Source organism: Parasaccharibacter sp. TMW 2.1884, from assembly GCF_023337695.1.
Lineage (GTDB): Bacteria > Pseudomonadota > Alphaproteobacteria > Acetobacterales > Acetobacteraceae > Bombella > Bombella apis.
Genome location: NZ_QORR01000001.1, coordinates 733416 through 759630 on the forward strand (window position 1 = coordinate 733416; position 26215 = coordinate 759630).

The 26215-nt window shown below is 60.6% G+C and carries 25 protein-coding genes; 4 read left to right on the forward strand and 21 right to left on the reverse strand.

Features of this window, described 5'->3' with window-relative positions:
* Positions 1 to 10: 10 nt before the first annotated feature.
* Both DTI93_RS03240 and DTI93_RS03245 read right to left on the reverse strand, forming a co-directional pair.
* Positions 11 to 1396 (reverse strand): glutamate--cysteine ligase, encoded by a 1386-nt coding sequence (locus tag DTI93_RS03240; protein ID WP_043560012.1) that lies wholly within the window; start codon positions 1394 to 1396, stop codon positions 11 to 13.
* Between the two features lie 142 nt (positions 1397 to 1538).
* A complete protein-coding gene (locus DTI93_RS03245; protein ID WP_103765607.1) occupies positions 1539 to 2255 on the reverse strand; it encodes a 16S rRNA (uracil(1498)-N(3))-methyltransferase in 717 nt (238 codons plus the stop codon).
* A gap of 88 nt (positions 2256 to 2343) precedes the next feature.
* On the opposite strand from DTI93_RS03245, the gene ubiA reads away from it, so the two are divergent.
* Positions 2344 to 3273 (forward strand): 4-hydroxybenzoate octaprenyltransferase, encoded by a 930-nt coding sequence (ubiA, locus tag DTI93_RS03250; protein ID WP_043560008.1) that lies wholly within the window; start codon positions 2344 to 2346, stop codon positions 3271 to 3273.
* Between the two features lie 110 nt (positions 3274 to 3383).
* Here ubiA and DTI93_RS03255 read toward each other — a convergent pair whose 3' ends face one another.
* From DTI93_RS03255 to DTI93_RS03275, 5 genes are all read right to left on the reverse strand, one after another.
* Positions 3384 to 4772, reverse strand: coding sequence for an MFS transporter (locus DTI93_RS03255; RefSeq protein WP_043561164.1), 1389 nt, complete (start codon positions 4770 to 4772; stop codon positions 3384 to 3386).
* A gap of 1 nt (position 4773) precedes the next feature.
* Positions 4774 to 6207, reverse strand: a complete 1434-nt coding sequence (locus DTI93_RS03260; protein WP_043560006.1) for a sugar porter family MFS transporter — start codon at positions 6205 to 6207, stop codon at positions 4774 to 4776.
* Between the two features lie 87 nt (positions 6208 to 6294).
* Positions 6295 to 7662, reverse strand: a complete 1368-nt coding sequence (gene der / locus DTI93_RS03265; RefSeq protein ID WP_043560004.1) for a ribosome biogenesis GTPase Der — start codon at positions 7660 to 7662, stop codon at positions 6295 to 6297.
* Positions 7655 to 9064 (reverse strand): PQQ-binding-like beta-propeller repeat protein, encoded by a 1410-nt coding sequence (locus DTI93_RS03270; RefSeq protein WP_227449706.1) that lies wholly within the window; start codon positions 9062 to 9064, stop codon positions 7655 to 7657. The genes der and DTI93_RS03270 overlap by 8 nt, the downstream gene beginning before the upstream one ends.
* Positions 9061 to 9753, reverse strand: a complete 693-nt coding sequence (locus tag DTI93_RS03275; protein WP_249079639.1) for a tetratricopeptide repeat protein — start codon at positions 9751 to 9753, stop codon at positions 9061 to 9063. The genes DTI93_RS03270 and DTI93_RS03275 overlap by 4 nt, the downstream gene beginning before the upstream one ends.
* A 120-nt stretch (positions 9754 to 9873) precedes the next feature.
* Here DTI93_RS03275 and DTI93_RS03280 point away from each other — a divergent pair, with 120 nt between their 5' ends.
* Positions 9874 to 10797: a glycosyltransferase family 2 protein gene (locus DTI93_RS03280; protein ID WP_248460714.1), complete on the forward strand. Its 924-nt coding sequence runs from the start codon at positions 9874 to 9876 to the stop codon at positions 10795 to 10797.
* Positions 10798 to 10842: 45 nt separating this feature from the next.
* On the opposite strand, the gene DTI93_RS03285 is transcribed toward DTI93_RS03280, so the two are convergent.
* From DTI93_RS03285 to DTI93_RS03315, 7 genes are read right to left on the reverse strand one after another with little or no spacing between them, the layout of a single operon-like run.
* Positions 10843 to 12165 (reverse strand): dihydroorotase, encoded by a 1323-nt coding sequence (locus DTI93_RS03285; protein ID WP_249079642.1) that lies wholly within the window; start codon positions 12163 to 12165, stop codon positions 10843 to 10845.
* Positions 12166 to 12216: 51 nt separating this feature from the next.
* On the reverse strand, positions 12217 to 13122 hold the full coding sequence (locus tag DTI93_RS03290; protein ID WP_249079643.1) for a glycosyltransferase family 9 protein: 906 nt from the start codon (positions 13120 to 13122) through the stop codon (positions 12217 to 12219).
* Positions 13119 to 13814 (reverse strand): DNA polymerase III subunit epsilon, encoded by a 696-nt coding sequence (dnaQ, locus tag DTI93_RS03295; RefSeq protein ID WP_043559997.1) that lies wholly within the window; start codon positions 13812 to 13814, stop codon positions 13119 to 13121. Before dnaQ ends, DTI93_RS03290 begins: the two co-directional genes overlap by 4 nt.
* Before the next feature lies 1 nt (position 13815).
* Positions 13816 to 14430 carry a dephospho-CoA kinase gene (coaE, locus tag DTI93_RS03300; protein WP_081563202.1) on the reverse strand — a complete coding sequence of 205 codons (615 nt, stop codon included), beginning with the start codon at positions 14428 to 14430 and terminating at the stop codon, positions 13816 to 13818.
* A 24-nt stretch (positions 14431 to 14454) separates the two neighbouring features.
* On the reverse strand, positions 14455 to 15303 hold the full coding sequence (locus DTI93_RS03305) for a shikimate dehydrogenase (protein ID WP_248460721.1): 849 nt from the start codon (positions 15301 to 15303) through the stop codon (positions 14455 to 14457).
* Complete coding sequence (locus DTI93_RS03310) at positions 15300 to 16088, reverse strand: N-formylglutamate amidohydrolase (RefSeq protein WP_043559992.1); 789 nt, start codon at positions 16086 to 16088, stop codon at positions 15300 to 15302. The genes DTI93_RS03305 and DTI93_RS03310 overlap by 4 nt, the downstream gene beginning before the upstream one ends.
* A gap of 11 nt (positions 16089 to 16099) precedes the next feature.
* Positions 16100 to 16672 carry a TlpA disulfide reductase family protein gene (locus tag DTI93_RS03315; RefSeq protein WP_181005608.1) on the reverse strand — a complete coding sequence of 191 codons (573 nt, stop codon included), beginning with the start codon at positions 16670 to 16672 and terminating at the stop codon, positions 16100 to 16102.
* 10 nt (positions 16673 to 16682) lie between these two features.
* Here DTI93_RS03315 and argH point away from each other — a divergent pair, with 10 nt between their 5' ends.
* Positions 16683 to 18125 carry an argininosuccinate lyase gene (gene argH / locus DTI93_RS03320; protein WP_081563486.1) on the forward strand — a complete coding sequence of 481 codons (1443 nt, stop codon included), beginning with the start codon at positions 16683 to 16685 and terminating at the stop codon, positions 18123 to 18125.
* 399 nt (positions 18126 to 18524) lie between these two features.
* Positions 18525 to 18968 (forward strand): hypothetical protein, encoded by a 444-nt coding sequence (locus DTI93_RS03325; RefSeq protein ID WP_043559988.1) that lies wholly within the window; start codon positions 18525 to 18527, stop codon positions 18966 to 18968.
* 17 nt (positions 18969 to 18985) lie between these two features.
* Here the strand turns inward: DTI93_RS03325 and DTI93_RS03330 are convergent, their stop codons facing one another.
* Genes DTI93_RS03330 through DTI93_RS03360 form a run of 7 tightly spaced genes read right to left on the reverse strand, consistent with a single transcriptional unit; the run spans position 18986 to position 26087 of the window.
* Positions 18986 to 19774 carry an MBL fold metallo-hydrolase gene (locus DTI93_RS03330; RefSeq protein ID WP_043559986.1) on the reverse strand — a complete coding sequence of 263 codons (789 nt, stop codon included), beginning with the start codon at positions 19772 to 19774 and terminating at the stop codon, positions 18986 to 18988.
* Entirely contained in the window at positions 19771 to 20556 is a 786-nt protein-coding gene (locus DTI93_RS03335) for a TatD family hydrolase (RefSeq protein WP_043559984.1), read from the reverse strand. The genes DTI93_RS03330 and DTI93_RS03335 overlap by 4 nt, the downstream gene beginning before the upstream one ends.
* The gene (metG, locus tag DTI93_RS03340; protein WP_043559982.1) at positions 20553 to 22094 is read right to left on the reverse strand and encodes a methionine--tRNA ligase; all 1542 of its coding nucleotides are present in this window, start codon (positions 22092 to 22094) and stop codon (positions 20553 to 20555) included. Before metG ends, DTI93_RS03335 begins: the two co-directional genes overlap by 4 nt.
* 51 nt (positions 22095 to 22145) lie before the next feature.
* Positions 22146 to 23081, reverse strand: a complete 936-nt coding sequence (locus DTI93_RS03345; RefSeq protein ID WP_081563205.1) for a DNA polymerase III subunit delta' — start codon at positions 23079 to 23081, stop codon at positions 22146 to 22148.
* Positions 23078 to 23734 (reverse strand): dTMP kinase, encoded by a 657-nt coding sequence (tmk, locus tag DTI93_RS03350; protein ID WP_043559977.1) that lies wholly within the window; start codon positions 23732 to 23734, stop codon positions 23078 to 23080. Before tmk ends, DTI93_RS03345 begins: the two co-directional genes overlap by 4 nt.
* Positions 23721 to 25007, reverse strand: a complete 1287-nt coding sequence (locus DTI93_RS03355) for a D-alanyl-D-alanine carboxypeptidase family protein (RefSeq protein WP_043561153.1) — start codon at positions 25005 to 25007, stop codon at positions 23721 to 23723. Before DTI93_RS03355 ends, tmk begins: the two co-directional genes overlap by 14 nt.
* A gap of 57 nt (positions 25008 to 25064) precedes the next feature.
* The gene (locus DTI93_RS03360) at positions 25065 to 26087 is read right to left on the reverse strand and encodes a lytic transglycosylase domain-containing protein (RefSeq protein ID WP_043559976.1); all 1023 of its coding nucleotides are present in this window, start codon (positions 26085 to 26087) and stop codon (positions 25065 to 25067) included.
* Positions 26088 to 26215 lie beyond the last annotated feature (128 nt).

A 26215-nucleotide genomic window follows, 5' to 3' on the forward strand; every position in this document is an offset into this window, starting at 1 on the left:
CTTCCTTTCCTCACAAGGAAATATCCGCTTCCCGGAAAATGTGCCGGACATCACCCTGCCAGACATCATGGTACCGCTCCAGCCACCGCTCCGCCTGTGTTTTGGCACCATCAGCAATCTCATAGAGCGGAGCAAGATAATACTCCTCCCCATGGCCCCGTTTCTGAAGTCCCTGCTCGGCCAGTGTCAGAATACGCTTTGCCAGATGACGCAGCCCGCCCGGGAAAGGAGCATCCATGGCCTGTTCGACAACAAGCTCCGCCAGAGACTGATAATGCAGCCAAGACTGCTCCTTCACCACCCGTTCGGCTTCAGCCAGCACATCTTCGTCATATAGCAGCCCCACCCAGAACGCAGACTGGGCCACCATCATGTCTGGCCGTCCAGCATCGGCACCACGCATCTCAAGAAACTGCTTGAGCCGGACATCAGGGAACAGTGTCGTCAGATGGTCTTCAAAATCCCCGACCGTTGGGCGCAGGCCTGCCAACGGCTCCTGCTCGACACCATCGAGCCATTTACGGAACGAACAGCCTGCGGCATCAATATTCCGCCCTTCACGATTGACGAAATACATAGGGACATCCAGCGCCCAGTCCACGTAGCGCTCAAACCCGAAGCCTTCCTCAAAAAAGAACGTCGGCTGACCACTGCGCTGATTGTCCGTATCCAGCCAGATATAGGCCCGGTTGGACAGACGCCCTGTCGGCCTGCCATCAGCAAACGGCGAATTGGCCATCAGGGCCGTGATGAGAGGCTGGAGAGCGAGCGACACCCGCATTTTGCGGGCCATGTCTGCCTCGCTGGAAAAATCCAGATTCACCTGCACAGTGCAGGTCCGTGTCATCATGTCCAGCCCACGACGCCCGACCTCTGGCATGTAGCGGCGCATGATGGCATACCGGCTCTTGGGCATCCACGGCATGGCCTCCCGGGGCCAGAGAGGCTGAAAACCAAGAGGCGCAAAACCAAGGCCCAGCTCCTGCGCAGGCCCGGTGATCTGCCTGAAATGGGCAATCATCTCCTGTTCGGTTTCCTGCACCGTCCTGACAGGCGCACCGGAGAGCTCAAACTGTCCCGCAGGTTCCAGAGAGATGGACCGCCCCTTGTGCGGGCCCGCACCTTTCAGGCCTATCAAATGGCCATCATCACGGATGGCCTGCCAGTTCGGCCCTTCCAGAGCGCCAAGCAGGGCACCGATGCCATCCGGCTCATACGCTGGTGGCGCAAACGGCTTCAGCTCTCCTCTGGCCCGTTCTGGCAGACGGAACCCGAACTTTTCATGTTCTGTCCCAATACGCCATTCAGCCTTCGGCTTGCAGCCACGAGCCAGAACCTCGACAAGCTGCGCCCTGCTCTCGATCAGTGTCGTATTGCTTTCACCTGGATTGGACATGCACAAACCCTTATCGGCTAAAATTCACCACGCTATGCCGCAGGACGCTCAGACTGTCCGTAAGCCAGATACCCCCTATACTAGGGGGCATATTTACCTTCATTCAAGAGAACCGACACATATTCGAGCAGCCTCGGGCCGTTCATGCCTGCCGGTTGGCTGCTCCGATCTGGGCCAAGGCAGCACAGGCTGCCGTATCTGCCCGCAATATCCGGGGGCCGAGCGAAAAAGACTGTATGGCCTCATGCCGGGAAAGCCGTTGGACCTCTTCCTCCGCAAAGCCTCCTTCTGGCCCGATGAGCAATGCATCACAGCCAGCGGGAGGCCCTCCCTGCCCATGGCGCTCCAGCGCCACGGCAAGCCTGCGCCGAACCGGCCAGCGGGCCAGAACAGCCGCCAGAGGCTCCAGCGGCATGAGGGTCGGGACATCCAGCCGCTCACACTGTTCGGCAGCTTCCTGTGCGATCAGCCCCAACCGCTCAAGATTCAGGCGATGTGTGTTTGTCCGGGCTGTCAGGACGGGGCGAAAGCGTGTCACACCCAGCTCTGTCCCCATGCGGATGAGCAGCTCCGTCGCATCCCTCTTGAGTGGCGCAAAAAGAAGCTCCACCCCTTCTGTATCCTGCTGGGGCCGCAGACAGGACGTAACGCGCACCGTGGCCTGATTTTTTTTCAGCCCCTCGACAGTCGCCTGCCACTCGCCATCCCGGCCATTGAACAGCACCACACCATCGCCCGGCTGAAGACGCATGACCTTGCCCAGATAATGGGCCTGACCGGCAGACAGGGACACCGTCTCCCCTTCCTGCCAGGGAGACTCTGCATCAACAATAAAAAGGCGTGGATCAGTACGGCTCATGTTTCGGGCATACCGCTTTCCCCACTCACTTTCCAGCATCTGCGATAAAATATTGACCTCATCCTGTTTCTGGCCAATCACTCATCCCATGTCCCAGACCCATCTTCATACCGATATCCGCAGCAATGGCCTGATCGGCCGCCTGCCAGACCCCTGGCGATCCTATGCACTGCTTGCCCGGCTGGACCGTCCCGTTGGCACATGGCTGCTGCTGCTGCCCGGCGTGTTCGGCATCTTTCTTGCCCCACAAGGGCCCCCTCTGGAACGCCGGCTCTTCTATACGGCGCTCTTCGCCATCGGATCGCTGCTCATGCGTTCGGCGGGCTGTGTCATCAACGACATCTGGGATCGCAAAATTGATGCCCAGGTTTCACGCACGGCAGGCAGGCCCCTGGCCAGCGGCGCACTCAACCTGACACAGGGGCTGGCTCTGCTGGCAGTGTTGCTACTCGGAGGGCTGGCCGTATTGCTCGCCCTGCCGCCCATCTGCTGGATGCTGGCACCTCTGGCGCTGATCCTTGTCGCCTTCTACCCGGCCGCAAAAAGGCTGACATGGTGGCCCCAGCTTGTCATGGGATTCACCTTCGGCTTCGGCGCCCCCATGGGCTATGCGGCCAGCCAGAACACTCTGGACCTGCCGGGCCTGCTGCTCTACGGCGGCGTCATCATCTGGCAGCTGGGATTCGATACCATCTATGGTTTTCAGGATATGGAGGATGATGCCCGTATCGGGGTCAAATCCACCTCCCGCCTGATGCTGAACCATGCCCGCCTCTTCGTAGGCAGCTGTTACGCACTGGCCCTCTGCCTGTTTGCACTCTCGGCTCTACAGGCCGGGCTGCACCCACTCTTCTGGCTGCCTTTCCTGCTGGCCTGCCTCCTGCTGGGCCGTCAGACTGTCCAGCTTTCGCCCTATGATGCTCCTCTCTGTCTGCATTTCTTCCGGCAGAACGTCGCAATAGGCTTCGTCCTGGCAGCCGCCTTCATCCTGGGGGCCAGCCCGACATTCTGGCACTAAACCTGATCTGCTCCATGAGCGTGAGAGGGCCGACATGAAAAATCCCCGGGGCAGAACCAGCACCCCGGGGATTTTTCATACAACAGACTGACCTGTATCGAGCGACCTGCTCAGGTCGTACGCCTTCTGAAAAGCGTCCGCCCTGCACTCAATGCTGCTCCACAGAAAGCCACGGCAGCGGCGGCTCCGAGACAGATGAACGCAGGATGAGGAAACAGGGTGAACAGCCCGGCGACCAGCAATGCCCCTGTCGTCTGCCCTGAAAGACGGGCCACGGAAAGCATCCCGCTTGCACCGCCCTCCCGGCCGGGAGGGGCTGTCACCATGATGGCCCGGTTGTTCGGTGGCTGGAAAAAGCCAAACCCCATGCCAGCCAGAAGCGTCCGCCAGGCAATGGCCGTGTTATCGGCATCCAGCGGCAGGGTACAGAGAAGCACAAAGCCAAGGCATGTCACCAGCAGCCCAATGGAAGACAGCAGAGCTGCCGGAAAACGGTCGGCAATCTTTCCGACAATAAAAGACATCACCGCCACGCCCACAGCCCACGGTGCAATCAACAGACCGACTGTGGCCGGATTTTTATGAAAAGCCACTGCCAGCGTGAAAGGCATGGCCACAATATACAGGTTCGAAGCCACAAACCCACAGAAACTGACCAGACAGGCCAGCAGAAAGGGCACACGCTTCAGCAGGTCCAGCGGCACAATAGGCTCCTGCCGCTTTTTCTGCCAGCGCAGGAGAAGCCACCAGCTGACAAGGCTCCAGCCCGTCAACCCGGCACCCCAGCCCAGATCACCATGCATGAGGCTGTCCAGCCCGATCCCCAGTAGCGCGAAAGAGGCCACCGTGAGCAAGGAACCAGGGATATCGACCTTCACGTCGCTCCGCGGCGTTTTGGGCAGAGCCTTGCTGGCTAGAAGGATGGCAATGCCACCCAGCGGCAGATTCACCCAGAAAATCCAGGGCCAGGAGGCAATGGAGAGGATGAAGGAGCCGATGGTCGGCCCCAGCGCCACACCCAGGCCGATGAACAGCCCGTTGAGCGCAATCCCCTTGCCTATGAGCTTGTGCGGATAAATGAAGCGCACAAGCGCAATATTCACACTCATGATGCAGGAGCTGCCAACACCCTGAAGAGCCCGGGCAAGCGTCAGCTCCAGCATGTTCTGCGACATGGCACAGGCCACAGACGCAATGAGAAACAGGACAATTCCCAGCTGGCTCATCCGCCCGAAACCAACCCTAGCCCCAATGGCGGCCAATGGCAGGAGACAGGCCAGATTGGCCAGCTGGTAGGCATTGATGACCCAGATCGCCTGCGAAGCAGAAGAGTGGAGATCCGTTGCGATGGTGGGCAGGGCCACATTCGCAACGGAATAATCCAGGATCGAAAGCATCAATGCCAGAATGACAGATGACATCGCCTTGAAGCGTTGCATCCCGTAAAGGCCTGCGTGCCTCTCCGGGTCGTATTCTCCCTCAAGGCTAGGATCTGCCATCTTACTGCCCATTACCCTCTGGTTCTCCCAATTTACGCAGGGGCACCCCTGCAAAAAGATTCGCTTCGATCCGCTCCAGCGAAGCACCCTTCGTCTCCGGGACAAAACCCAGAGTAATCAGCACGAACAGGCCATTGAACGCTGCAAACAGGATGAAGGTCCAAGACGCACCCATCGCCAGCATCATCAGCGGGAAAATGCTGGAAACAACCCAGTTGGCCACCCAGTTTGTCACCGTGGAACAGCCGATACCAAAGTCACGGCCACGTGTCGGCTGAACCTCGGAGCACAGGGCCCAGACAAGCGGTCCCTCACCAATGGCAAAACCGGCCACAAAGACAAGGATCAGAGCGCAGAGCAGGATGGAAGCGGCCAGGCTGCCACCACCAAAAGCCAGCACTGCACCGACACCAACCAGCGAAGCACCAACGATGACACAGCTCGTCAACAGCAGCGGACGACGGCCCCACCTGTCGGCGTATCGGATGGCCACACCTGTGAAAACCATGTTGGTCAGCCCGACCAGTGTCGTGGCCCACACGGCAGCATTGGTCCCGAAATGGGCAGCTTCGAACACGCGCGGTGCGTAGTAAAGCAGGGCGTTGATTCCGCTCAGCTGCTGCATGATCTGGAGGGTGATACCCAGAAACACGGAACGACGGAAGTTCGGATTGCTGCGAAACAGCCCATATCCGGCATCACTGCTCTTGGAGAGGCGGTCGTTGATATCGGCCAGCTCTGCTTCCGCCACTTCCTCGTCAGAACGCAGCATACGCAGCACCTTGCGGGCACGCTCCGTATCACCACGCATCATCAGCCAGCGAGGGCTGTGCGGCAGAATCAGCACTACACCGAGGAACAGGGCCGCCGGAACGCCCATGATCCCGAGCATCCAGCGCCAGTGCCCACCTTCGGACAGGATGCTATCGGACACGAATGCCAGAAAAATCCCGAGCGTAACCATCAGCTGATAGAAAGAAATCATGGCACCACGGGCCGATTCGACCGTGATCTCAGAAATGTAGAGCGGCGCTGCAAATGCTGCCACGCCAACAGCCAGACCAAGCAGGACACGCCCTGTGATGAGCAGGGCCACCCCGGGAGCAAACGCACAGAAAAGCGTACCAACCAGAAAAAGGATCCCAGCGCCCAGCATGGCACCCGGGCGACCAAAAGAAACGGAAATGCGACCAGCAAATGTAGCACCAACAGCAGCACCAGCCATCATGGACGACACGATCCACCCCTGCATGGCAGCACCAGCATGGAAATCAGTCGCAATGAACGGCAAAGCACCAGCGACAACGCCTGTATCCAACCCAAACATCAACCCGGAAAGGGCCGCAAGAATGCCAAGAAACGTAGCACGCCCTGTCGTCTTCTGAGACGAAGAGGCACCGCCCCCACTCCTGGCTGCCGGCGTTACTCCTACCATGATAACTCCTCATTCATAAAGGTCACACACCCCTCCGGCATCGGGGCGTGCGGCGATTATGGACGTTATTGCTCCAAATTCAATAAATTATCGCTCATCCTGCTTCACGAATGGATTACGGCTCCCCCGCAGCAGAAGCCGGATCGGCGTGCCGGGAAGATGGAAGGTCTCCCGCAACCCATTTATGAGGTATCTTTTGTAACTGTCCGGCAGCTGCTCCGCCCTTGTGCCAAACAGCACAAAGGTTGGCGGGCGGCTTTTGGCCTGTGTCATGTAGCGTAACTTCAGTCGGCGCCCATCCACCAGCGGCGGCTGATGACGTTCCACCGCCTCCTCAAACCAGCGGTTAAGATCGCTCGTGCCCACACGGGCGTTCCAGACCTCGCTGGCCCTTCGGACGGCCGGCAGAAGGCGGTGCAGCCCCTCGCCTGTCAGAGCCGAGAATGTCACAACCTCGATCCCACGCATCTGCGCCAGTGAAATTTCGATACGATCAGAAATCGCCTTGCGTGTTGCCTGACGCTCCTTGACGGCATCCCACTTGTTGAGAGCAAGAACACAGGCTCTCCCCTCCCGCTCAATCAGACGGGCAATCTGGAGGTCCTGCTCATCAACACCACGATCTGCATCCAGAACCAGCACAACCACTTCAGCCATTTTCATGGCCTCAATAGAGGCTGAAACAGAGACACGCTCCAGCCCTTCCTGAACACGGGCACGCTTCCGCATTCCAGCCGTGTCAACGATTTCGATCGGCCCGGCCTCGTCCTCGAGCATGACACTGACAGCATCACGTGTCAGGCCAGCTTCCGGCCCCGTGATCATCCTCTCCTCGCCCAGAAGGCTGTTCAGAAGCGTTGATTTTCCAGCATTCGGACGGCCAATGATGGCAAGGCGCAGCGGTTTTTCTCCATCCTGCTCGGCGAGTGTCTCCTCATCCGGCAGAAGGCTGACGATCTCGCTCATCAGGTCGGCCAGTCCCTCACCATGTTCAGCAGACATGGCAAGCGGGGTTCCCAGCCCAAGAGAGAAGGCCTCCATGGCTGCTTCTGCACCGGCCCGGCCTTCGGCCTTGTTAGCAACGAGGAGGACAGGCCGGTTCTGCCGCCGCAACCAGTTGGCAAAATGTGCATCAGCAGGTGTAATGCCAGACCGTGCATCCACGCAGAAAACAACCAGATCAGCCTGTGCGATCCCCTGCTCGGACGAAGCCCGCATACGGCCAAACAACGTCTCGGGAGCTGCTTCCTCCAGCCCTGCCGTATCCACGAGCCGCACACGGCGACCACGCAGCATGGCCACGCCGTCCTTGCGATCCCGCGTCACACCGGGCTCGTCCGACACGATCGCCTGACGCCTCCCGACAAGCCGGTTGAAGATGGTGGACTTCCCCACATTGGGGCGCCCTGCGATAACGACGACAGGCAGCCTGCCTGTCCCAGCGGGATCAACCATAAGCGCGCAGAACACCATCTTCGCTCAGAACGAGCAGCTGTCCATCACAGACAATCGGCTGTACCTGGCAGGATGACGGTGTTTCTATCTTTCCTTCTTCCTGGCCCGTCCTGGCATTCACGATCACCATGCCACCACGGTTCATGCTGGAAAGACAGACAAGCCTGTTGTTCAGCATGATCGGTCCCATCCACTGGATGGGACCCTTCTCATGCTCCGGTTTTTTGAAACGGGGCAACTGTTTGACCCACCGTACCTGTCCCGTCACACGGTCCAGGCAGGCCAGCTGCTGGTCCAGGGAGATGAGATACAGCCATTCGCCACAAACACAGAGCGGCGACTGACCACTGACCTCCCGCTCCCACAGACGACGCCCCGAGCGCATGTCGATGGCCACAAGCACACGAGACAAAGATATGGCATAGGCTGTCCCGCCAACAACGACAGGCCCCCCACGCACGCAGGCGAAATCCAACATGGCGCCCAGCCCGTTGCCTCCGCCAAGGCTGTCACTCCAGACAACCTCGCCAGAAGCTGCACGCAGGGCCACCAGATCACCACTGCCGAAACCAGCCACCACAATGTCATTGACAATGGCCGGAGCCCCAGCCCCGAAGAGGGTCGTGCTGACATCGGTCGCCTGATAGGTCCAGCGCTGCTGGCCCGTTGCCGCATCCAGAGCGTACAGGCGGGCATCAATGGTCGTGAAAACCATCAGACCACCGACAACAGTCGGGGCGGAGCGCCCCGGCGTCCCGATATCCACGGCCCATTTCTGTCGACCCGTGGCAGCATCCAGCGCCAGGGCCTGCGCCACGCCATCAACGACATAAAGCGTATTCCCCACCAGGGCGAGGCCACCGCCAATATTGGTAGAACGGGTCTTGCGGGCTGGCTGGAGGTGCCAGAGCTGCCTGCGCTCCGGCCAGCTCCAGGCCCGGATGACGCCCTGGGCATCCACCGTGAACATGCGACCATCGCCAATCACGGGCGGGGACTGCAAGGCCCCTTTGCGATTGGGGACAAACGCCACCATGGAAAGCCAGCCAACCCGATTGACACCGGAGCCAACCGACTCACTCCATAGCTGTCGCGTACCATTCCAGACTGCATTGACCGCTTCATGCGACGCTGTCCGCCCTTCCTGCATCCATGCAGTGACGGGCTGTACGGCAGGCAGGGTGATGGGGGCTGTATCATGCGTGTCCACGGCCAGACCTGCCCCGGTTGACAGAACGTCAATCCGTCTGCCCGGCAGAACCGTTTTCTTCGGATCGTCCGAGAAGGCACCACAACCCGCCAGCCCCGTCATGGCAGCAAATGAACAGGCGCCCTTGAGAAGAGAACGACGGGAAGCCTTTACGCCCCCCATCCCCGGCAGTGAAGAAAAATGGCGGTTCATCCAGCCTCTCCCAAAGTCTGCAACAATAGTCCGGCCCGACGCCGTAAATCATCCGTGCTGTCCGCTGATGTCTGAACCTCCAGCAGCAGGCGGCGTGCCTCTGCCCGTTCCTCCGGTTTGGCATCGTCCCTCAGGTCCAGCACGGCCAACCCTTCCTTCGCCAGAGGGACCCAGCTTCCCCCTGTCTGAACGAGCGCCTGATAACCACGCCTCAGCTCATCCCTGGGAGCGATACCCATCCGGGCATTCAGGAGGCGATACTGCGCCATCAACGCCAGAGACCTTTCGGAAGCTCGATCATCCACCACCTGCTGCCACAGCTTCAACGCTGTGGAACGGTCATGATCCTGCTCTTTCAGCTCGGCCAGATACATGGCGGCATAGCTGCGTACACCCTGCGGGGCGGACTGGGCCAGATCCGAGAAAATGCCTTCGGCCTTCTGTCGTGCATCACTTTCAGCAGACGGCAGAGCATTCAGATCACCAAGAAGCTTCATGGCCTCGAAATAGCGGTCCGACGCCACGGCCTGAGCCGTATGGAGCCGGTGCTGCTGCCATCCCCATACACCACCGGCAACACCAGCCAGCACCAGAAGAACCACCAGCACGCCGCCCACACGGAGGGCCATGGATCTGAGCCGCAGGAGATGCTGCTCTTCTTCCACTTCCTTAATCAAATCGTCTGACACGCCATATCCTTGCTGGACCAATCATGATAATTCTGACACTCCTATAGCATGACGGACCAGCGGCAAACATCCTCCCCGACAAAAATTACCGCTCCAGCCCGCCCCCCCATCGTCAAGGTCATGATGATGCAGAAGGATGAGGGGCCCCGCCTTGCCCGCTGGCTGACCCATTATGCCTGCCTCTTCGGCATGGAAAATCTTCTCATCTTTGATAACGGATCGGAAGAGGTCACCACTCTGGCCCTGCTGGATGAAGCCGAACGATGCGGCGCCCATGTCCGGCGGGATCTGGATACGGCGTTTGATTTCCAGAACAAGGGCGGGCATTTCACGAACGTCATACGCTCCCTGAATCAGGATGCAGAGTATGATTTCGCCCTGCCGGTAGATTGCGATGAACTGCTCTGCGTTTTTACGGAGACCGGGCTTTCTCTAGGAAAGGCAGACATTCTGGCCGAGTTTGCACGCCTGAAGCCTTGGGGCTGCCCCTTCCGCATCGAGCTGAGCCTGTTCAACCTGCCTGGGGACGGACATGAAGGCTGGTACGCCCCCAACCGTCACTTTCACAAAGGCTTCGTGCCCGCCTACCACGACGCCACCATCGACAATGGGCACCATGCCCCTGCTCTGGCCAACACCACGGATGTGAAAATGACACGTTTTGTCTATCTCCACAGCCACAACCGGCCCTATCAGGAAATGATCGACCTCTCCCGGGCGAAACTGATGCCCGAAATGGAGAGCCCTGACGATGTATTTGACCGGCAGAAGATTCTTGCTCACCTCTCCAGACCACACTGCCCGGGCAGTCATCTCTGCCACATGCTTCTCCGCTCCCATGACGAGTATGAGACTCTCTACCGGGATGAGGTTCACATCTATTTTCGTGAGGGCCTGCCCCTGATCCGTTCCCGGTCTGGCAGGCTTCATGTCTGGAACAGCCACGCCTATCTGGCCCGTCACCCTGATGTGGCAGGCTATGAATCAGGACCACTGGCCCATTATCTGATGTATGGCTTTCCCGAAGGACGCAGCCTCCACTAACCGGAAAGGGGCCCCTCCCGCCGGAAGAGCCCCTCTTTTCCCCCCTCAGGGCTGGAAGCTGATGGGACGCCCCACATTGCTGGTGACGATCTCATCATCCTGCATCACGACCTGCCCCCGGACGATGGTCCCCACGGGCCAGCCCGTGACGGTCTTTCCGTCATAAGGTGTCCAGCCTGCGGGAGAGGCGATCCAGTCATTGGTGATGGTCCGCTGCTTCTTCATGTCCACAAGGGTGATGTCACCATCGAACCCGACGGCCAGACGGCCCTTGTTCGGCAGCCCATAGACCCGGGCCGGACCAGCGGCCATAACGTCCACGAGCCGGGTCAGGCTCAGACGCCCTGCATTGACGTGATCCAGCATCAGCGGAACGATCGTCTGCACGCCCGTCAGGCCGGATGGACATTCCAGCCACGGCAGTTCCTTGGCCTCTTTGGGGTGCGGCGCATGGTCGGAAGACACCACATCCACCCGTCCATCCCGCAGGGCGGCCCAGCCTGCCTCAAAATGGCGCCGCTCATTCCGCAGCGGAGGGTTCATCACGGCCTTGCCACCCAGACGCTCATAACAGCCCGGCCCTTCGTTGGTCAGATGATTGACCAGAACCTCCACCGTGGCATGACGGCGGTTTTCGCCCAGAAGAATGAACTCTTCTTCCGTTGAGACATGCAGGATATGGATGGGCCGCCCCGTCTTGCGGGACAGGGCCAGGATACGCTGCGTACCCCGAATGGCACATTCCGCATCCCGCCACTCGGCATGACAGTGGTAGGGCTGCCCCGGCTCGAACAGCTTCCGCCGCTCCCGCAGGCGGTATTCATCCTCCGAGTGGAAGGACACACGGCGATGGCCGGAGCGCAGGACCGCCTCGATCCCCTCATCATCCTCGATCATGAGATCGCCGGTCGAAGACCCCGCAAAAACCTTGACGCCACAGACACCCTCTTCCTGCTCGAACTCGGCCAGAAGGGGCGTGTTCTCCCGGGTCGCACCAATATACATGGCGACGTCAATATTCGCCGTCTCCACGATATGCTGACGCTTCCAGTCCAGCATCTTCCTGTCCGTGATGGTCGGGTTGGTGTTCGGCATGTCAAACACGGCCGTGATGCCACCCAGAGCCGCCGCCCGGGTGCCTGTCTCCAGCGTTTCAGCTTCCGGCTTGCCGGGATCACGCAGATGCACGTGAGAGTCGATCAGCCCGGGCAGGACATGCAGGCCCGTGGCATCAATGACACGGTCAGCCTCATCACTGGCGGAAACGGACAGGGAAGCGATCCGCCGATCACGGATGCCGATGTCGGCCTGTGCCTCACCCCATGGAAATACGCACCGTCCATTACGGATTATGAGATCAAAATGCATGATGTCTCCCTGAAAAATCTGTCATCGTTTCATCACAGTGATGACCGGTTCTTACCCCTCTCTGGACCATTCATAAAGAGAGAGGGCGGCCTGACAGACATCTTCAGCCTTCAGGCCCTCCATGTTTCCGGCACCGGGCGGGCCGGGAGCCTCAACCACAGCCGTCCAGCAGCCAGAAGGCGCATATTCTGCGGCACGGCTGGGACCGAACAGGCCCAGCGTTGGCACGTCCAGAGCTGCTGACAGGTGCATCAGCCCTGAATCACTCCCGACAAACAGGCAGCAGCGGGCCAGCAGGGCTGCGACCTGCGCCAGTGAATATCTCCCGCCAAGGTCCAGAGCCTCCGGCATGGCAGCCCGGGCCGGAGCGGCCAGCCTCGCCTCCCGCTCTCCCGGACCGTAGAACAGGACAGGACGCATCCCCTCTGCCCCCAGCCGGTCTGCAAGAGCCGCAAAAGATGAGGCAGGCCAGAGTTTCGTCTCCGTTCCTGCTGTCGGAGCCAGAGCCAGCCAGCGGATGTCACCGGGCAGGAGGCGGGCGGCCATGTCCTGCTCCTCCGGTCCCAGCCAGACATGCGGACGGAAGGGCTGCCTGAAGCCCAGCGACCGGGCCTGCTGCTCCAGCTTCAGCCCTGTCCGCCTGCCCCCCCTGACGACATGACGGGAACGGCTCCATACTCCATAGGCCAGAGGCGATGAACGGAGATCCACCACCACTTCCCAGCGATGGCGCACAACCTGCCACCACAGGGCCAGCCAGTGCCTGTTATGAGGCTTCTTCTCCACCACGATGATCCGCTCGCAACGGGGCATGTACCGGAACAGGTCCTGCACGGCCGGACCGCAGGCGATGGTGAATCGGGCCTGAGGATGACGCTCCATCATCCCGGCCAGCGCCCCCATGGCAATCACGGCATCACCAAGACGATGCGCCGTGATGAAGAGGATGCGTTTCACTCCTGCAACCAGATCGGGTCTGACAGGGTTGCGAGAAATTCGGCATGACGGGCCAGAGTGGCCTCATCCGGTGATGGCATGGGGCGGGCCTTGCGACCCGTCACGGCCCTGCGCTTTCCCGCCCCACCCGGGCCGGCAGCCTGCTGCCGGTCACTGCCCAGACCAAGGCCACGCTGCCGCCCCCCGATCAGCTCCACATACACGTCGGCCAGCAGGCGGCAGTCCAGCAGGGCATTGTGGGTGCCACGCTCGGAGAGGTCGATCCCGAAACGGCGGCAGAGGGCGTCCAGATTGGCAGGCATCCCGGGGAATTTCTTCCGGGCCATGATGACGGTATCAATGGCCCGACTGTCATAATCCAGCACGGGACGTCCGGCCCGCTTCAGCTCCGCATTGATGAACTTGAAGTCGAACGGTGCATTATGGGCGATCATCTTCCCGTCACCGATGAACTCCAGGAACTCATCAGCAATGTCAGCGAAAAGAGGTTTCCCTTCCAGGTCCGCCAGCGTGAAACCATGCACCTTCGTGGCCTCGGGGGGAATGTCCCGTTCGGGATTCACCAGCACATGGAAATAATTCCCCGTCCGCAGGTCATTCACCAGCTCCAGGGCGGCAATTTCGATCACCCTGTCCCCGGTATCCGGGTCCAGCCCTGTCGTCTCGGTATCAAAAAGAATGGAACGGGTCATGTCATCGTCTTTCACGCATCTGCCACAGGGAGGCCAGAATGGCACGGACCTGACGGGCCGCACAGGCACGGGAGAGGCCCGTCCTTATCACGATATCGGCCCGGCGTCGCCGCTCCCTGTCCGGCATCTGCCGGGCCAGCAGGGCTTTCGCATCCGCCTCGCTCATCTGCCCACCCCTCCTGTAACGCCGCCGGATGCGGGACAGACGGACAGACAGCGGAGCCGACACCACCATGACGAGCGTACAGTCCCGATCCGCCCCCGTTTCCCACAGAAGGGGAATGTCCAGAACACAGAACGGCACCTGACGGGACCGGCAACGCCTCAGAAAAGCCTGTCTCTCCTGCCGGACCATCGGATGGATGATGGCTTCCAGCCGGGGCAGGACGGTTGGATCGGCCGCTATGAGGCGACGCAGGGCTGCCCTGTCCAGCACGCCATCATGCACGATGCCGGGAAACGCCTTCTGCAGGGCAGGAACCGCCCGCCCATGAGGGGCCTGAAGCTGACGGACGCAGGCATCGGCATCAAAAACAGGCACACCCGCCCTGCGGAAGAGAGATGCCACCGTACTCTTCCCGGCGGCCATGCCACCCGTCAGCCCCAGAACCTTCACGAACAGGCCCCGACCATCACCATGTCAGGAAAGGCCATGCCGGGCGAGGTCCTGCGCCAGAAGGTCAAAACTGGCTTCATCGGCTTCTGGCAGCACGCCGAACCATTCCTGAAACCCGGCCCGTGCCTGACAGATCAGCATGCCCAGCCCGTCCACGGTGCGGAAGCCACGCTCCTGCGCTGCCTTCAGCAGAGGTGTCTGCCGAGGCGTATAGACGATGTCCGCCACGCTCAGCCCCTCCTGCCCCTTCTGCAGCAGGCTGGACCATGCCGTGTCATCACGTCCTCCCATGCCCAGTGATGTCGCATTGACGAGCAGATTCATCTCTCCCAGCCTGCTGGGCCAGTCTGTCCAGTCCAGCACGATTCCACCCCCCAGGGCCTGCACCAGAGCCTCGGCCCGGGAAGCTGTACGGTTGGAAATGAAGACCTCACAGCCACGATCCTGTAACGCTGCCGCTACGGCCCGGGCGGCTCCCCCCGCCCCGAGGATGAGAGCACGCCCTTCCAGCCTCACGCCATGAGCCAGAAGATTGTCGCAGAAGCCGGTGCCATCGGTGCAGTCGCCAATAACCCGCCCCTCCACAAAACGCAGCGTATTGGCTGCCCCGGCCCGGCGGGCCGTTTCTGTCAGTTCGTCACAGAGGCTGAAAGCCTCCTCCTTGTGTGGAATCGTGACATTCACCCCACGGAACCCCGCTGCCGCCAGCCCCTTCAGGGCCGTTTCCAGCTGTCCCGGCTTGACCGGCAGCGGCACATAGGCCCCGTTGACCTGATGCACCCGGCACCAGTGGTTATGCAACATGGGAGACCGGGAATGATCGACCGGCCAGCCTATCACGCCAGCCAGTCTGGTCCTGCCATCAATCGTCACGCCATCTCCTTCCGTCTTTCCCAGAAGCGGGGCAGCAGACGGGCCAGACGCTCCGCCCAGAGCTTCTGCCCCACTTCATCACTGATGAGGTCCTGCCTTATCTCAATCTCAAGGGCCGGCAGATTCCGCCGTCCGGCGTGATAGGGCACGCTGTATTCATTCTGGCTGTTCAGCACATAGGGCTGGTTGTCCCCCACATGGAGGCCGCCTTCCTCCTCCAGCAATGTCCGCATCAGGCGGGCTGAGTGAGGGTCATGATCGTGCAGCAGCCCGATGTCCCACGGGCGTCTCCGCCCATCCTGCATGGCAGGAGTGAAACTGTGCAGGGACACGAACAACGTCGTTTCCGGCTTCCGCCGGGACAGATGGCGTTCTATCTCATCGTGATAGGCATGGAGAATGGCCTCTTCCCGCTGCCGTCTCTCCACGGCTGACAGGCCCTGATTCCCCGGCACGGGCGCACCGTCACTGACGGGAGGAATGGAGGTCGGATGCCCGGCAGCCCGGTTGCAGTCGATCACGAGGCGGGAATAGACCTGCTCCACAAGCAGGCAGCCGAGAGCCTGCTGGAGGTGCCTCCCCACTTCCCGGATGCCAATATCATAGGCGATGTGCCTGTCCCATTCATCCACGGGCAGGCCAAGATCACCCAGCCTTTCTGGTACGGCACGGCCCGCATGGTCGCTGATCATGACGAAAGGACTGTCCGTCACCGCTGCATGGACATGATAAGGGCGGGCCTCACTCTCCCCCAGAAGGGGCATGGCCTCAGTCTGCCTGTTCATCACGCCCAGCCTCACTCAACCTGATGAAGAAGGGAGCGGACCGTGCTGGCCGCAGCGGCGTCCTTCCACTCCACGCCGCCATCAGAAATGGCCCGCACCTGCCCCTGGGCATCAATCAGCAGCGTCATGGGCAGTCCGGGTTCCCGAAGACTCTTCAGGAACGGATCCACAGCCTGACGCTCCGCCGTCCAGACGGGCAGGCCCTCGGCATGGAGACGGGGCAGGGCTGCCTGAACACGCTCCGGTGAACCACTGTCCAGAGCAACGGGGATCACGGGCAGATCGGGATTTCTGTCCAGGAAAGCGGCCAGCTGGGGCAGCTCTTCCCGACAGGGTGTGCACCATGTGGCCCAGAGATGCAGCATGTACGGCTTCCCCGCCTTCATGGGCAGGCTTGCCTTCGTGCCGCCCAGCCCCGCAATGGCCAGCGTGACCGGGGCTGACAGGGCCGGTTCCGGCTCCAGCTCCTGCAAACTCTGCAACGCTTCAGCCCGCACACAATTGTGCCACAGGCCCGCAGCCGCTACACTCAGCCAGCCCGCCAGAACGGCGCATGTACGAATCTTTTTCCAGTTTCTGATCATATCGGTCCTCATGACGCACAATAATACCAGCAACGCCTCCCCTGCAAACAGACCCGCCAGCACGGACGCCGCCAATCCCCAGTGGGGTGGCCGTTTCGCCAGCGGTCCGGCAGCCATCATGGAGGAGATCAACGCCTCCATCGGGTTCGACAGAATTCTCTGGCGGCAGGATATCCGTGGCTCCCTCGCCCATGCTGCCATGCTCCGCAAGGTTGGCCTGCTGACAGAACAGGAAGAAGCCGAAATCCAGCAGGGTCTGGCCGATATTGCCACGGAAATCGAAGAAGGCCGCTTCGCTTTCTCCCCGGCACTGGAAGATATTCACATGAATATCGAGTCCCGCCTGTCCGAGCGGATCGGGGAAGCCGGAAAGCGGCTGCACACCGCCCGTTCCCGCAATGACCAGATTGCCACGGACTTCCGCCTCTGGGTCCGGGATTCCATCGACGGCATCGTGGAACAGACGGAAGCCCTGATGCGCACCCTCGCCCGCCGTGCACTGGAATATCATGACACCCCCATGCCGGGTTTCACCCATCTTCAGGTCGCCCAGCCCGTCACCTTCGGTCATCATCTGCTGGCTTATGTGGAAATGCTGGCCCGTGATGCCTCCCGCCTGCGTGATGCCCGCCGCCGGATGAATGAATGCCCGCTGGGGTCTGCCGCCCTGGCAGGCACGTCCTTCCCCATCGACCGGGACATGACGGCGCAGGCCCTCGGTTTCGACCGCCCGACGTCAAACTCGCTGGACGCCGTGTCCGACCGCGACTTTGCGCTGGAATATCTGTCTGTCCTCTCCATGGAGGCCATGCATCTTTCCCGCCTTTCGGAAGAGATCGTGCAGTGGGCCTCTGCGGCCTTCAATTTCGTCCATCTGTCCGACGCCTTCACCACCGGCTCCTCCATCATGCCACAGAAGCGCAACCCGGATGCTGCCGAGCTGGTCCGTGCCAAGGTGGGCCGCATCACCGGCGATCTGATCGGGCTGCTGACGGTCATGAAAGGTCTGCCACTGGCCTATGCGAAGGACACGCAGGAAGACAAGGAACCCGTCTTTGACGCCACGACGGCCATCACCCTGTCCTTGGCCGCCATGGAAGGGATGATCCGGGACCTCAAACCAAACAAGGAACGGATGCGGGAGCTGGCAGGTGCTGGCTTCTCCACCGCCACGGACCTTGCCGACTGGCTGGTGCGGGAGCTGCGTCTGCCCTTCCGCACGGCCCATCATGTCACAGGGCGTCTTGTCAGTCTGGCCGAGCAGAAAGGCTGCGATCTGGCCGACCTTTCACTCGAAGACATGCAGGCCGTGGAATCAGGCATCAACAGGTCCATCTATGACGTCCTGACCGTGGACTCCTCCCTCGCCTCCCGCACCAGCCACGGCGGCACGGCACCAGCCAATGTGCAGGCACAGGCCAAGGGGTGGCTGGAACGGCTTGGACAGGCCTGAACGGAGAGATGATCATGCATCGGCTTCAATCCTCTTTCATGACGAGGGCCGTTCTGGCCCTCATGGGTGGCGTTTTCCTGCTGGGACTGAGCGCCTGCGGCCGACCGGGGGCTCCCAAGCCTCCCGGCCCGTCTGAGAAAGTGACGTATCCGCAGATATATCCACCAGAATGAAATGACGTGATTCTTCAGAAATTATGCGAGAGATTATCAAGAAAGGTGAAAGTGGGAGTTCCTGCTTTCACCTTTTCTCATGATTACAGGGCATTGACCGCAAAAACTGGCTATTTACCAATAAGCATGAATGATAACAGATAAAAGATTTTCCTTTCTTCACGCTTTATCAAGATGACCTTCCTAGAGTGACCCTGCAATCTGCCTTGTTCAGGATGGAGTGGTCATGATGGTAACGCTGACAGAAATCATTCTGAAGGATCCAGCCCGTTATGAGTACATGCGGGCTGGCAACACGACTCCCTTCTGGGTCTCTCCTGCCATGAAAACAGAACTTCGCCTGCTCGGCCCGACAGGCAACGTCATACCCTGCCAACACCACCACAGGGGATGGTTCAACTTCCTTCTCCCCGCTGAAACACCTCATGTCTTCCTGGACATGACGGCCACTACCCTGCTGGATCAGACCATCAGAGACGTGATCCTGTTCATGGGGGCTCAGGAATGGTCTCTACCCGTTCCTTCTGCTCTCACCCGTTCTCCCAGACAGAGCAACCAGGCCAGAACTGCCTGGGTCGGCCTCCCTCCCATGCCCCGCTGGGTACGGGGGCTCTTCTGCGTGCATCTTGAACCTGTGGTTCTTGAACGGGACAGATTGAACGCTGCCTGACAGGCAGTCTCCCCCAGTCAGAGGGTCAGGACCAGGCCATCCCGGGCTGGGCGGACGTCTTCGGGCAGGCTTTCGCAGAGCTGGCCGTAATCCATGTCCGGCCCCATGTGGGTCAGGACCGTATGCCGGGGCCGGAACTGCTGCCGCCATTCCATGACACGCCCCAACCAGCCATGAGATGGATGTGCCTCCCGCTGGAAGCACCCGACGACCCAGCAGGACAGGTCATGCAGAACGGCCTGTGATTCTGTGGGGAAACTCTCAACATCCGTGCAGTAGGCAAACGACCCAAGACGCAGGCCGAGACTTGTCGTCCAGCCATGCTTCTGCGGGAAGATGCAGCCTTCCAGCGGGCCGACCTTCAGCGGGCCATGGGTGGGAATTTCCTGCACGTCAAAAGCAGGACGATAGAAGGTGCCTCCCTCCCACGGCCGGAAAGCGTAGTCGAAACGCTGCCGCAGCTCGGCCAGAACCTCTGCCGTGGCCAGAAGCTGGATCGGCCGACCGATCACACGATTGACAGCCCTCAATTCATCCAGCCCACCGATATGGTCACTATGAGCGTGCGTATAGAACACGGCATCAATATGGGTCAGCCCGTTTGCCAGCATCTGCTGCCGCAGGTCTGGCCCACTGTCGACCAGAAGACGGAACCCCTCATGCTCGATCACGATGGATGAACGCAGACGGCGATTCCGCCTGTCTGTCGGATCGCACGTACCCCAGAGGCCCGTTCCGGCCCCTTCCTCACCCCCGATCATGGGGACGCCAGCGGAGCCACCACAACCGAGAATCGTGATCTTCATACGGCTACCCGTGTGAAAAGACGCCGTGTGTTGGCTTGCGTAATCTCCACCAGCCGCTCACCCGTCAGACCACGTTCTTCGGCCAGACGAGCCGCCGTATGCACGACATAGCCCGGCGTGTTCGGCTTGCCCCGCTTGGGAACGGGGGCCAGAAAAGGACTGTCTGTTTCCACGAGGATACGGTCCTCCGGCGCATGACGGGCCACGTCCCGGATTTCTTCACACTTCTTGAAGGTCAGAAGCCCGGAAAAGCTCAGGTACCCCCCCAGCTCCAGAGCGGCTCCGGCCAGCTTCGGACCGGAGGCAAAGCAATGGATCAGAAAAGGGAAAGCCCCCTTCTCATGCTCGTCCCGCAGAATGGCGATGGTGTCATCATCCGCCTGTCTCGTATGGATGACCAGCGGCAGACCCGTCACACGGGCTGCCTCGATATGACGGCGGAAGGATGCATGCTGGACTGGTTTTACCTCCTCCGTGCCATGAAAATAATCAAGGCCAGACTCCCCAATGGCCGCTACCTGCGGAGCCTCAAGCTCTGCCAGCATGTCATCAAGACTGGGAAGAGCCTCCTCATGGGCATGATCGGGATGTGTGCCCAACGCACACCAGATACGCAGGTCCGGACTGTCATGCTCCGTCAGGGCCTTCTGCCTGGCCCGTTCTGACCAGCGTGTCCCGATCGTGACCATTCCCGCCAGACCAGCCTGCCGGGCAAAATCCAGACTGGCAGGGAGGTCTTCCAGACGGTCCAGATGGCAGTGCGTGTCAATCAGCCCCTTCATGCGTCCTTCTCTTCCTCCACGAAACGGGGGAACAGACCTTGTGGCTTGGGCAGGGTACGCCCACCGGGCAGTGGTGTTTCCAGCGCAGCGATATGACGCTCGCCCTTCTCCACACCCAGCTGGTCCAGCATCTTCTCCATCGTATCTGGCATATAGGGCTGGAGGAGCGTCGCCACGGTGCGGATCACATCCACCAGAACCCGCAGCACATCCGCCATGCGGGCCGGATTTTCCTTCTTCAGCACCCAGGGGGCCTGCCGGTCGATATAGGCATTGGCCTCCCGGATGAGCTTCCAGATATCTTCCAGCGCATCACTGATGGCCAGACGCTCGATATGCGTGCGTGTGAGAGACGGCAGCAGGGTGGCCTGGGCCAGAATCTTCTCATCATCCTCTGTCAGGGCACCACGTTCCGGCAGGACACCCTGAAGATTGCGGGCCACCTGACTGAGCGTCCGCTGGGCAAGATTGCCAAGGTCGTTGGCCAGTTCGACATTCATCCGTGTGATGAGGGAACGGCGGCTGAAATTGGAATCCCCACCAAAGGGCACTTCCCGCATCAGGAAGAAGCGCAGCTGGTCCAGCCCGAACTCATCGGCCAGAGCCTTGGGGTCCAGCACGTTGCCGAGAGACTTGCTCATCTTCTCACCCTCGACCGTCCACCAGCCATGAGCGAAAACCCGTTTCGGCAGCGGCAGACCGGCCGCCATAAGGAAGGCCGGCCAGTAGATGCAGTGGAAGCGGATGATCTCCTTGCCCACCACATGCACGTCGGCGGGCCAGTGAACATGCCGGGGATCCTTCATGTCCGGGTAACCAACGGCTGTCAGATAATTCGCCAGCGCATCGAACCAGACATACATGACATGGTCCGGGTCACCCGGCACCTCCACGCCCCAGCGGAAGCTGGTCCGGCTGATGGAGAGGTCCCGCAGCCCCTGCTTCACGAAGCTGACCACCTCCCGTTTCGGACCATGCGGGCCGATGAAATCGGGATTTTCTTCATACAGCTTCAGCAGCCTGTCCTGAAAATCGGAAAGGCGGAAAAAGTAGGATGGTTCCCGCACCCACTCCAGCGGCGCACCGGAGGGAGCCGTCCGGCTGCCGTCGGGATGCCGGGTGATCTCATCCTCACCGACAAACATCTCATCCCGGGTGGAGTACCAGCCTTCATAGGCATCGAGATAGATATGACCATTTTCGGCAACCTTCTCCCAAAGGGTCTGGGCTGCCTTCTTGTGTCGGGCTTCTGTCGTGCGGATGAACTCATCCGTCTGGACCGCCATGTCCTTCTGCATCTGGCGGAAGCTCTGGGAGATGCGGTCCGCAAAATCCTGCGGAGGAACATTCTGCGCCTTTGCGCTCTGCTCCACCTTCTGTCCATGCTCGTCCGTCCCGCTGACGAACAGAACATCGTTGCCATCCAGCCGATGGAAACGGGCGATCACATCACAGGCGATGGAGGTATAAGCGTGGCCGATATGCGGCGCACCATTCACATAGAAAATGGGAGTCGTGATGGTGAAATGCCGCTTCATGATCTATCCGTCCTGTCGTCCAAATTTTACCAAAACCCACAACCGGGCCTGCTACCCCTGGCGGGCCAGAGCAAGGACTTCCCGGATGGCCTCGGCCCTGTCAAGGCTGAAGCGCTCACTCTGCAACCGCATCTGCCCCAACCGCCCGGCCCGATCCGCCATGAGAGCTGCCCGGGGCAGATCTCCCGCAAAGGCGGCATCCCGTGCCTGACCGGCCAGTGCCTCGCCTAGCAGATCGCACACTAACGCAAAACCCTCTGCTTCACGAGCGATCTGGCTGACGATCACCCAATTTTCATGATCCAGCTCTTCACCGGCCAATGCCCGCTCCACCAGCCCGGCACAGATGCCGTCCCGGTCCTGTGCCAGAAACAGGGCACGACCGGGAGACCCATGGGCACGGTGCAGGACATCATCCGGCACGTCAGGCAGAACGGCCTTCATGTCAGCCTCATCCAGCCCGGCCAGGGCCAGCACACGGCAACGGCTCCGCAATGTCGGCAGCAATGTGCCCGGTGAAGAAGTCGTCAGGAAGAGAGCGGTCTTCGGCGGAGGTTCCTCAAGAATCTTCAACAGCGCATTGGCGGCAAAACGGTTCAGACTTTCCAGCCCGTCCACGACCACGACCCGCCAGCCACCCTCCGTGGCCGTGTGATGCAGAAAATTCTGGATGGGCTGGACATCAGCAACCGTGATCTCCCCCTTCAGCTGTCCCTTGCGGGGGTCCATCTTCCGGGCAATCGTCAACAGATCTCCATGCGTCCCCGCAGAGATGCGCCGTCCAGCAGGACTTTCCAGATCGCTGCCCCCCAGCAGCCTGCGGGCCAGATGGAACGCCAATGTCACCTTGCCTACACCGGACGGGCCAGAAATCAGCCACGCATGATGCAGCCTGCCAGACGCAAAAGACTCTTCAAACTGCTGTATAGCTGCCTGATGCCCATACACATGGGCTGCCAGACGTGGTTCAGGCGGAGGCCCCCTCACGCAGCGCCCTCTCCAGCCATATGCTGCCGCACGAGAGCGTATAGGTGCGCCTGCACCTCTTCCAGCGACTGGCTGGCATCAACCCGCCGGATGCGGGCAGGATCCTTCTCGGCAATATCCTGAAAACCAGCCCGCACACGCTGATGAAACTGCATCTGCTGTCCCTCGTACCGGTCCAGCTTTCCACCCCGCCGGGAAATACGCTGACGGGCCACTTCGCAGGGCAGGTCCAGCCATAACGTTACATCAGGCTCTCCTCCCACGACCTGCCGCAGGGAGCGGATATACTCCAGAACCTCTGCCCGGCCCTCTCCGATTCCATACCCTTGATAGGCCCATGTGGAATCATGGAACCGATCACAGAGGACGATTTTCCCTTCTGCCAGAGCCGGTCGGATTGCCTTGGCGAGGTGATCCGCCCGGGCCGCCATATGAAGCATGATCTCCGCCTGCCAGCAGAAACTCTCCTCTCCAAAAAGGAGCAGGTTCCGCAACGCTTCGGCTGCTGGCGTCCCACCGGGCTCTCTCGTCTGGAAAACCGGGAAACCTGCGCCTTCCAGCTGCTCGGAAAGGCGGGCCAGCTGCGTGCTTTTGCCCGCACCTTCCCCCCCTTCCAATGTAATGAACACTCCCCCGGTCTTACTGCGGAGCATGACCGAACCGTGACAGGATCCGCCCTGCAAAGCCAAGCTCACCGACCGGAGACACCGTATAAAGTGGTGAATAGACCCTGGGCTGACCTGGCAGGCCAACGGAAACATGACCAGACTTCTGCCCTGCTGCCACCGGTGCCGGAATGGGGGACGGATAATCCACGCTGATCTGCACTTTCGAGGACCAGCCGACAGGGATGGTCAGGCTGACATCCTCCGCAACAGCCAGACCAACCGTGCGATGCTCCCCATTCCACACGGCAGCGGCCGGCTCCACAACCTGCCCCTTGTGCAGTAGCTGAACCGTCTCAAAACTGGAGAATGCCCAGCTCATCAGCCGCTCACCCTCATGAGCACGCTCATTGGTCGAGGCAGTCCCATTGATGACGACAATGACACGGTTGCCGTTCCGTTCTGAACTGGCACACAGGCCAAACCCCCCTGCATCGGTATGGCCAGTCTTCAGACCATCAGCCAGCCCCTTGTCGACCAGCACATTGCGGTTCCCCTGACGGATATGGTTGAAGGTGAATTCCTTCTCCCCGAAGAACCCGTAATAACGGGGGAAATCACGAATGAGATGCTGCGCCAGCATGGCCACATCCTGAGCGCACATGTAATGGCTGGCATCCGGCAGACCGGTCACGTTCATGAAATGAGAGTTGCGTAAGCCAATGCGCTGGGCTGCCTCGTTCATCAAGGCCACGAAACGCTCTTCAGACCCCGCAATCCCCTCCGCCAGCACGACACAGGCATCATTGCCGGACTGGATGAGCATGCCACGGATCAGATTCTCCACACTGACAGAACTGCCAAGCGGGACAAACATGCGGGAACCTTCCATCTTCCAGGCCCTGGAGCTGACAGGGAATTCCTGCTCCAGCCGGATACGCCCGGAGGCCAGAAAAGCAAAAACGACATAGGCCGTCATCATCTTGGTAAGGGATGATGGCGGCATCCGCTCTTCCGCATTGCGACTCAGCAACACCGTCCCCGTCGTGCTGTCGAGAATATAGGCCCAACGGGCAGAGGTCGGCATGGGGCCCATTGGAGTCACGGCATCCCCCACGACCGAATCGGTGGCCGGACCTGCTTCCTTCACCTGCCCTGCCGGACGCCCCCGCCCCTGCCTGTGCAGCCCGGCGGCCTGCCCGGCCCGTGATGATGCCAGCAGGGAACATGCCGTAAAACCGGCAACTCCCCCCATGAGAGAACGTCTTGTCTGCACGTCAATCCCCGCACTGCATGCCCGCCATACCGGCGGGGCCTTCATGAAAAAACCTGCGATGCCCGCCATGCGGGCCACCCGGCACCATGCCGGACGGCGTGATTATCGGGTCATCCTATCGCCCAGAATCCCGACCGCCAATGCATAATAATCGGAAGGATTGTAGGCCCGTATCGCACGGAAATTATGATAAACGAGGAAGGCCTGTCCACCAGGTCCATCCGGCTGGAGCAGGCTGCCCGTGGCCTGCGGTGCCAGGAACCCGGAAGACTGGACCGGCCTCACCCCCATAGCCTGCCACGTGCTGACAGGATGCACGGGGGCATGGCGGGATTTCGTGGCAGCCAGAGCCGTGAACTGCCCATTGCTCCCCAGCGGGACCACAACCTCTTCTCCCCAGGGTTCACCACGCCGCCAGCCCGACCGTCCCAGGTAATTGGCAATGGAGGCAAAAACATCCGCTTCGGAACTCCAGATATTCGCCTTTCCATCACCATCACCATCCGCCGCAAAACGCAGATAGGCACTCGGCATGAACTGAGGCTGCCCCATGGCACCGGCATAGCTGCCCAGCATGCTGGCCGGACTGATGACCCCTTGAGCCAATATCTGCATGGCCTTGATCAGCTCGCTACGGAAAAAGGCAGCCCGCCTGCCATCAAAGGCCAGAGTGGCCAAGGCCTCGATGACATTAAAACGGCCCTGATGCTCTCCAAACCCTGATTCCAGCCCCCATATGCCCATGATGGCGTTGTCATCACAGCCCAGCGTCTGCCCCAAAGGCGACAGTGTCCCCCGCACCCTCTGCCAGGCCTGCCGCCCTTTTTCTTCCCGGGCAGACGAGATCACGCGTGCACGGTACTGCGCCCATGTCAGGGTAAATTCCGGCTGGTGCCGGTCCAGCCGCAAAACCTCCTGATTGGGGGCCTGAGCCAGCGCAAGGGACTGCTCCACAATAGCCGACGGCACACCAGCCGACAGGGCCTGCTGCCGCACACCTCCCAGGAATGCTGCATAATCAGCCGTCCCCCGAGAGGCCACCGCCCGACCACCTGCCCAGGCAGGCAGACCGCCCATCATCAACCCTCCCGCCGTGGCAGCCAGAAAATGACGCCTCTTCATCATTCCACTTCCCATCACGCCTGATCTCCCCTTCATCATCCAAAGGAACGCCCCGATATACCCGGCACTGCCGATTGCGGACAGACGCATTTCATGGCACAGTCCCGCCAACCACAGCCAGGACCGTTCTT

Bases quoted from the DNA above. Each gene is read 5' to 3' on its own strand.
- DTI93_RS03240 (WP_043560012.1), bottom strand. From the start codon at position 1,396: ATGTCCAATCCAGGTGAAAGCAATACGACACTGATCGAGAGCAGGGCG.
- DTI93_RS03245 (WP_103765607.1), bottom strand. From the start codon at position 2,255: ATGAGCCGTACTGATCCACGCCTTTTTATTGTTGATGCAGAGTCTCCC.
- ubiA (WP_043560008.1), top strand. From the start codon at position 2,344: ATGTCCCAGACCCATCTTCATACCGATATCCGCAGCAATGGCCTGATC.
- DTI93_RS03255 (WP_043561164.1), bottom strand. From the start codon at position 4,772: ATGGCAGATCCTAGCCTTGAGGGAGAATACGACCCGGAGAGGCACGCA.
- DTI93_RS03260 (WP_043560006.1), bottom strand. From the start codon at position 6,207: ATGGTAGGAGTAACGCCGGCAGCCAGGAGTGGGGGCGGTGCCTCTTCG.
- der (WP_043560004.1), bottom strand. From the start codon at position 7,662: ATGGTTGATCCCGCTGGGACAGGCAGGCTGCCTGTCGTCGTTATCGCA.
- DTI93_RS03270 (WP_227449706.1), bottom strand. From the start codon at position 9,064: ATGAACCGCCATTTTTCTTCACTGCCGGGGATGGGGGGCGTAAAGGCT.
- DTI93_RS03280 (WP_248460714.1), top strand. From the start codon at position 9,874: ATGATGATGCAGAAGGATGAGGGGCCCCGCCTTGCCCGCTGGCTGACC.
- DTI93_RS03285 (WP_249079642.1), bottom strand. From the start codon at position 12,165: ATGCATTTTGATCTCATAATCCGTAATGGACGGTGCGTATTTCCATGG.
- dnaQ (WP_043559997.1), bottom strand. From the start codon at position 13,814: ATGACCCGTTCCATTCTTTTTGATACCGAGACGACAGGGCTGGACCCG.
- DTI93_RS03310 (WP_043559992.1), bottom strand. From the start codon at position 16,088: ATGAACAGGCAGACTGAGGCCATGCCCCTTCTGGGGGAGAGTGAGGCC.
- DTI93_RS03315 (WP_181005608.1), bottom strand. From the start codon at position 16,672: ATGATCAGAAACTGGAAAAAGATTCGTACATGCGCCGTTCTGGCGGGC.
- argH (WP_081563486.1), top strand. From the start codon at position 16,683: ATGACGCACAATAATACCAGCAACGCCTCCCCTGCAAACAGACCCGCC.
- DTI93_RS03325 (WP_043559988.1), top strand. From the start codon at position 18,525: ATGATGGTAACGCTGACAGAAATCATTCTGAAGGATCCAGCCCGTTAT.
- DTI93_RS03330 (WP_043559986.1), bottom strand. From the start codon at position 19,774: ATGAAGATCACGATTCTCGGTTGTGGTGGCTCCGCTGGCGTCCCCATG.
- DTI93_RS03335 (WP_043559984.1), bottom strand. From the start codon at position 20,556: ATGAAGGGGCTGATTGACACGCACTGCCATCTGGACCGTCTGGAAGAC.
- metG (WP_043559982.1), bottom strand. From the start codon at position 22,094: ATGAAGCGGCATTTCACCATCACGACTCCCATTTTCTATGTGAATGGT.
- tmk (WP_043559977.1), bottom strand. From the start codon at position 23,734: ATGCTCCGCAGTAAGACCGGGGGAGTGTTCATTACATTGGAAGGGGGG.
- DTI93_RS03355 (WP_043561153.1), bottom strand. From the start codon at position 25,007: ATGAAGGCCCCGCCGGTATGGCGGGCATGCAGTGCGGGGATTGACGTG.
- DTI93_RS03360 (WP_043559976.1), bottom strand. From the start codon at position 26,087: ATGATGAAGAGGCGTCATTTTCTGGCTGCCACGGCGGGAGGGTTGATG.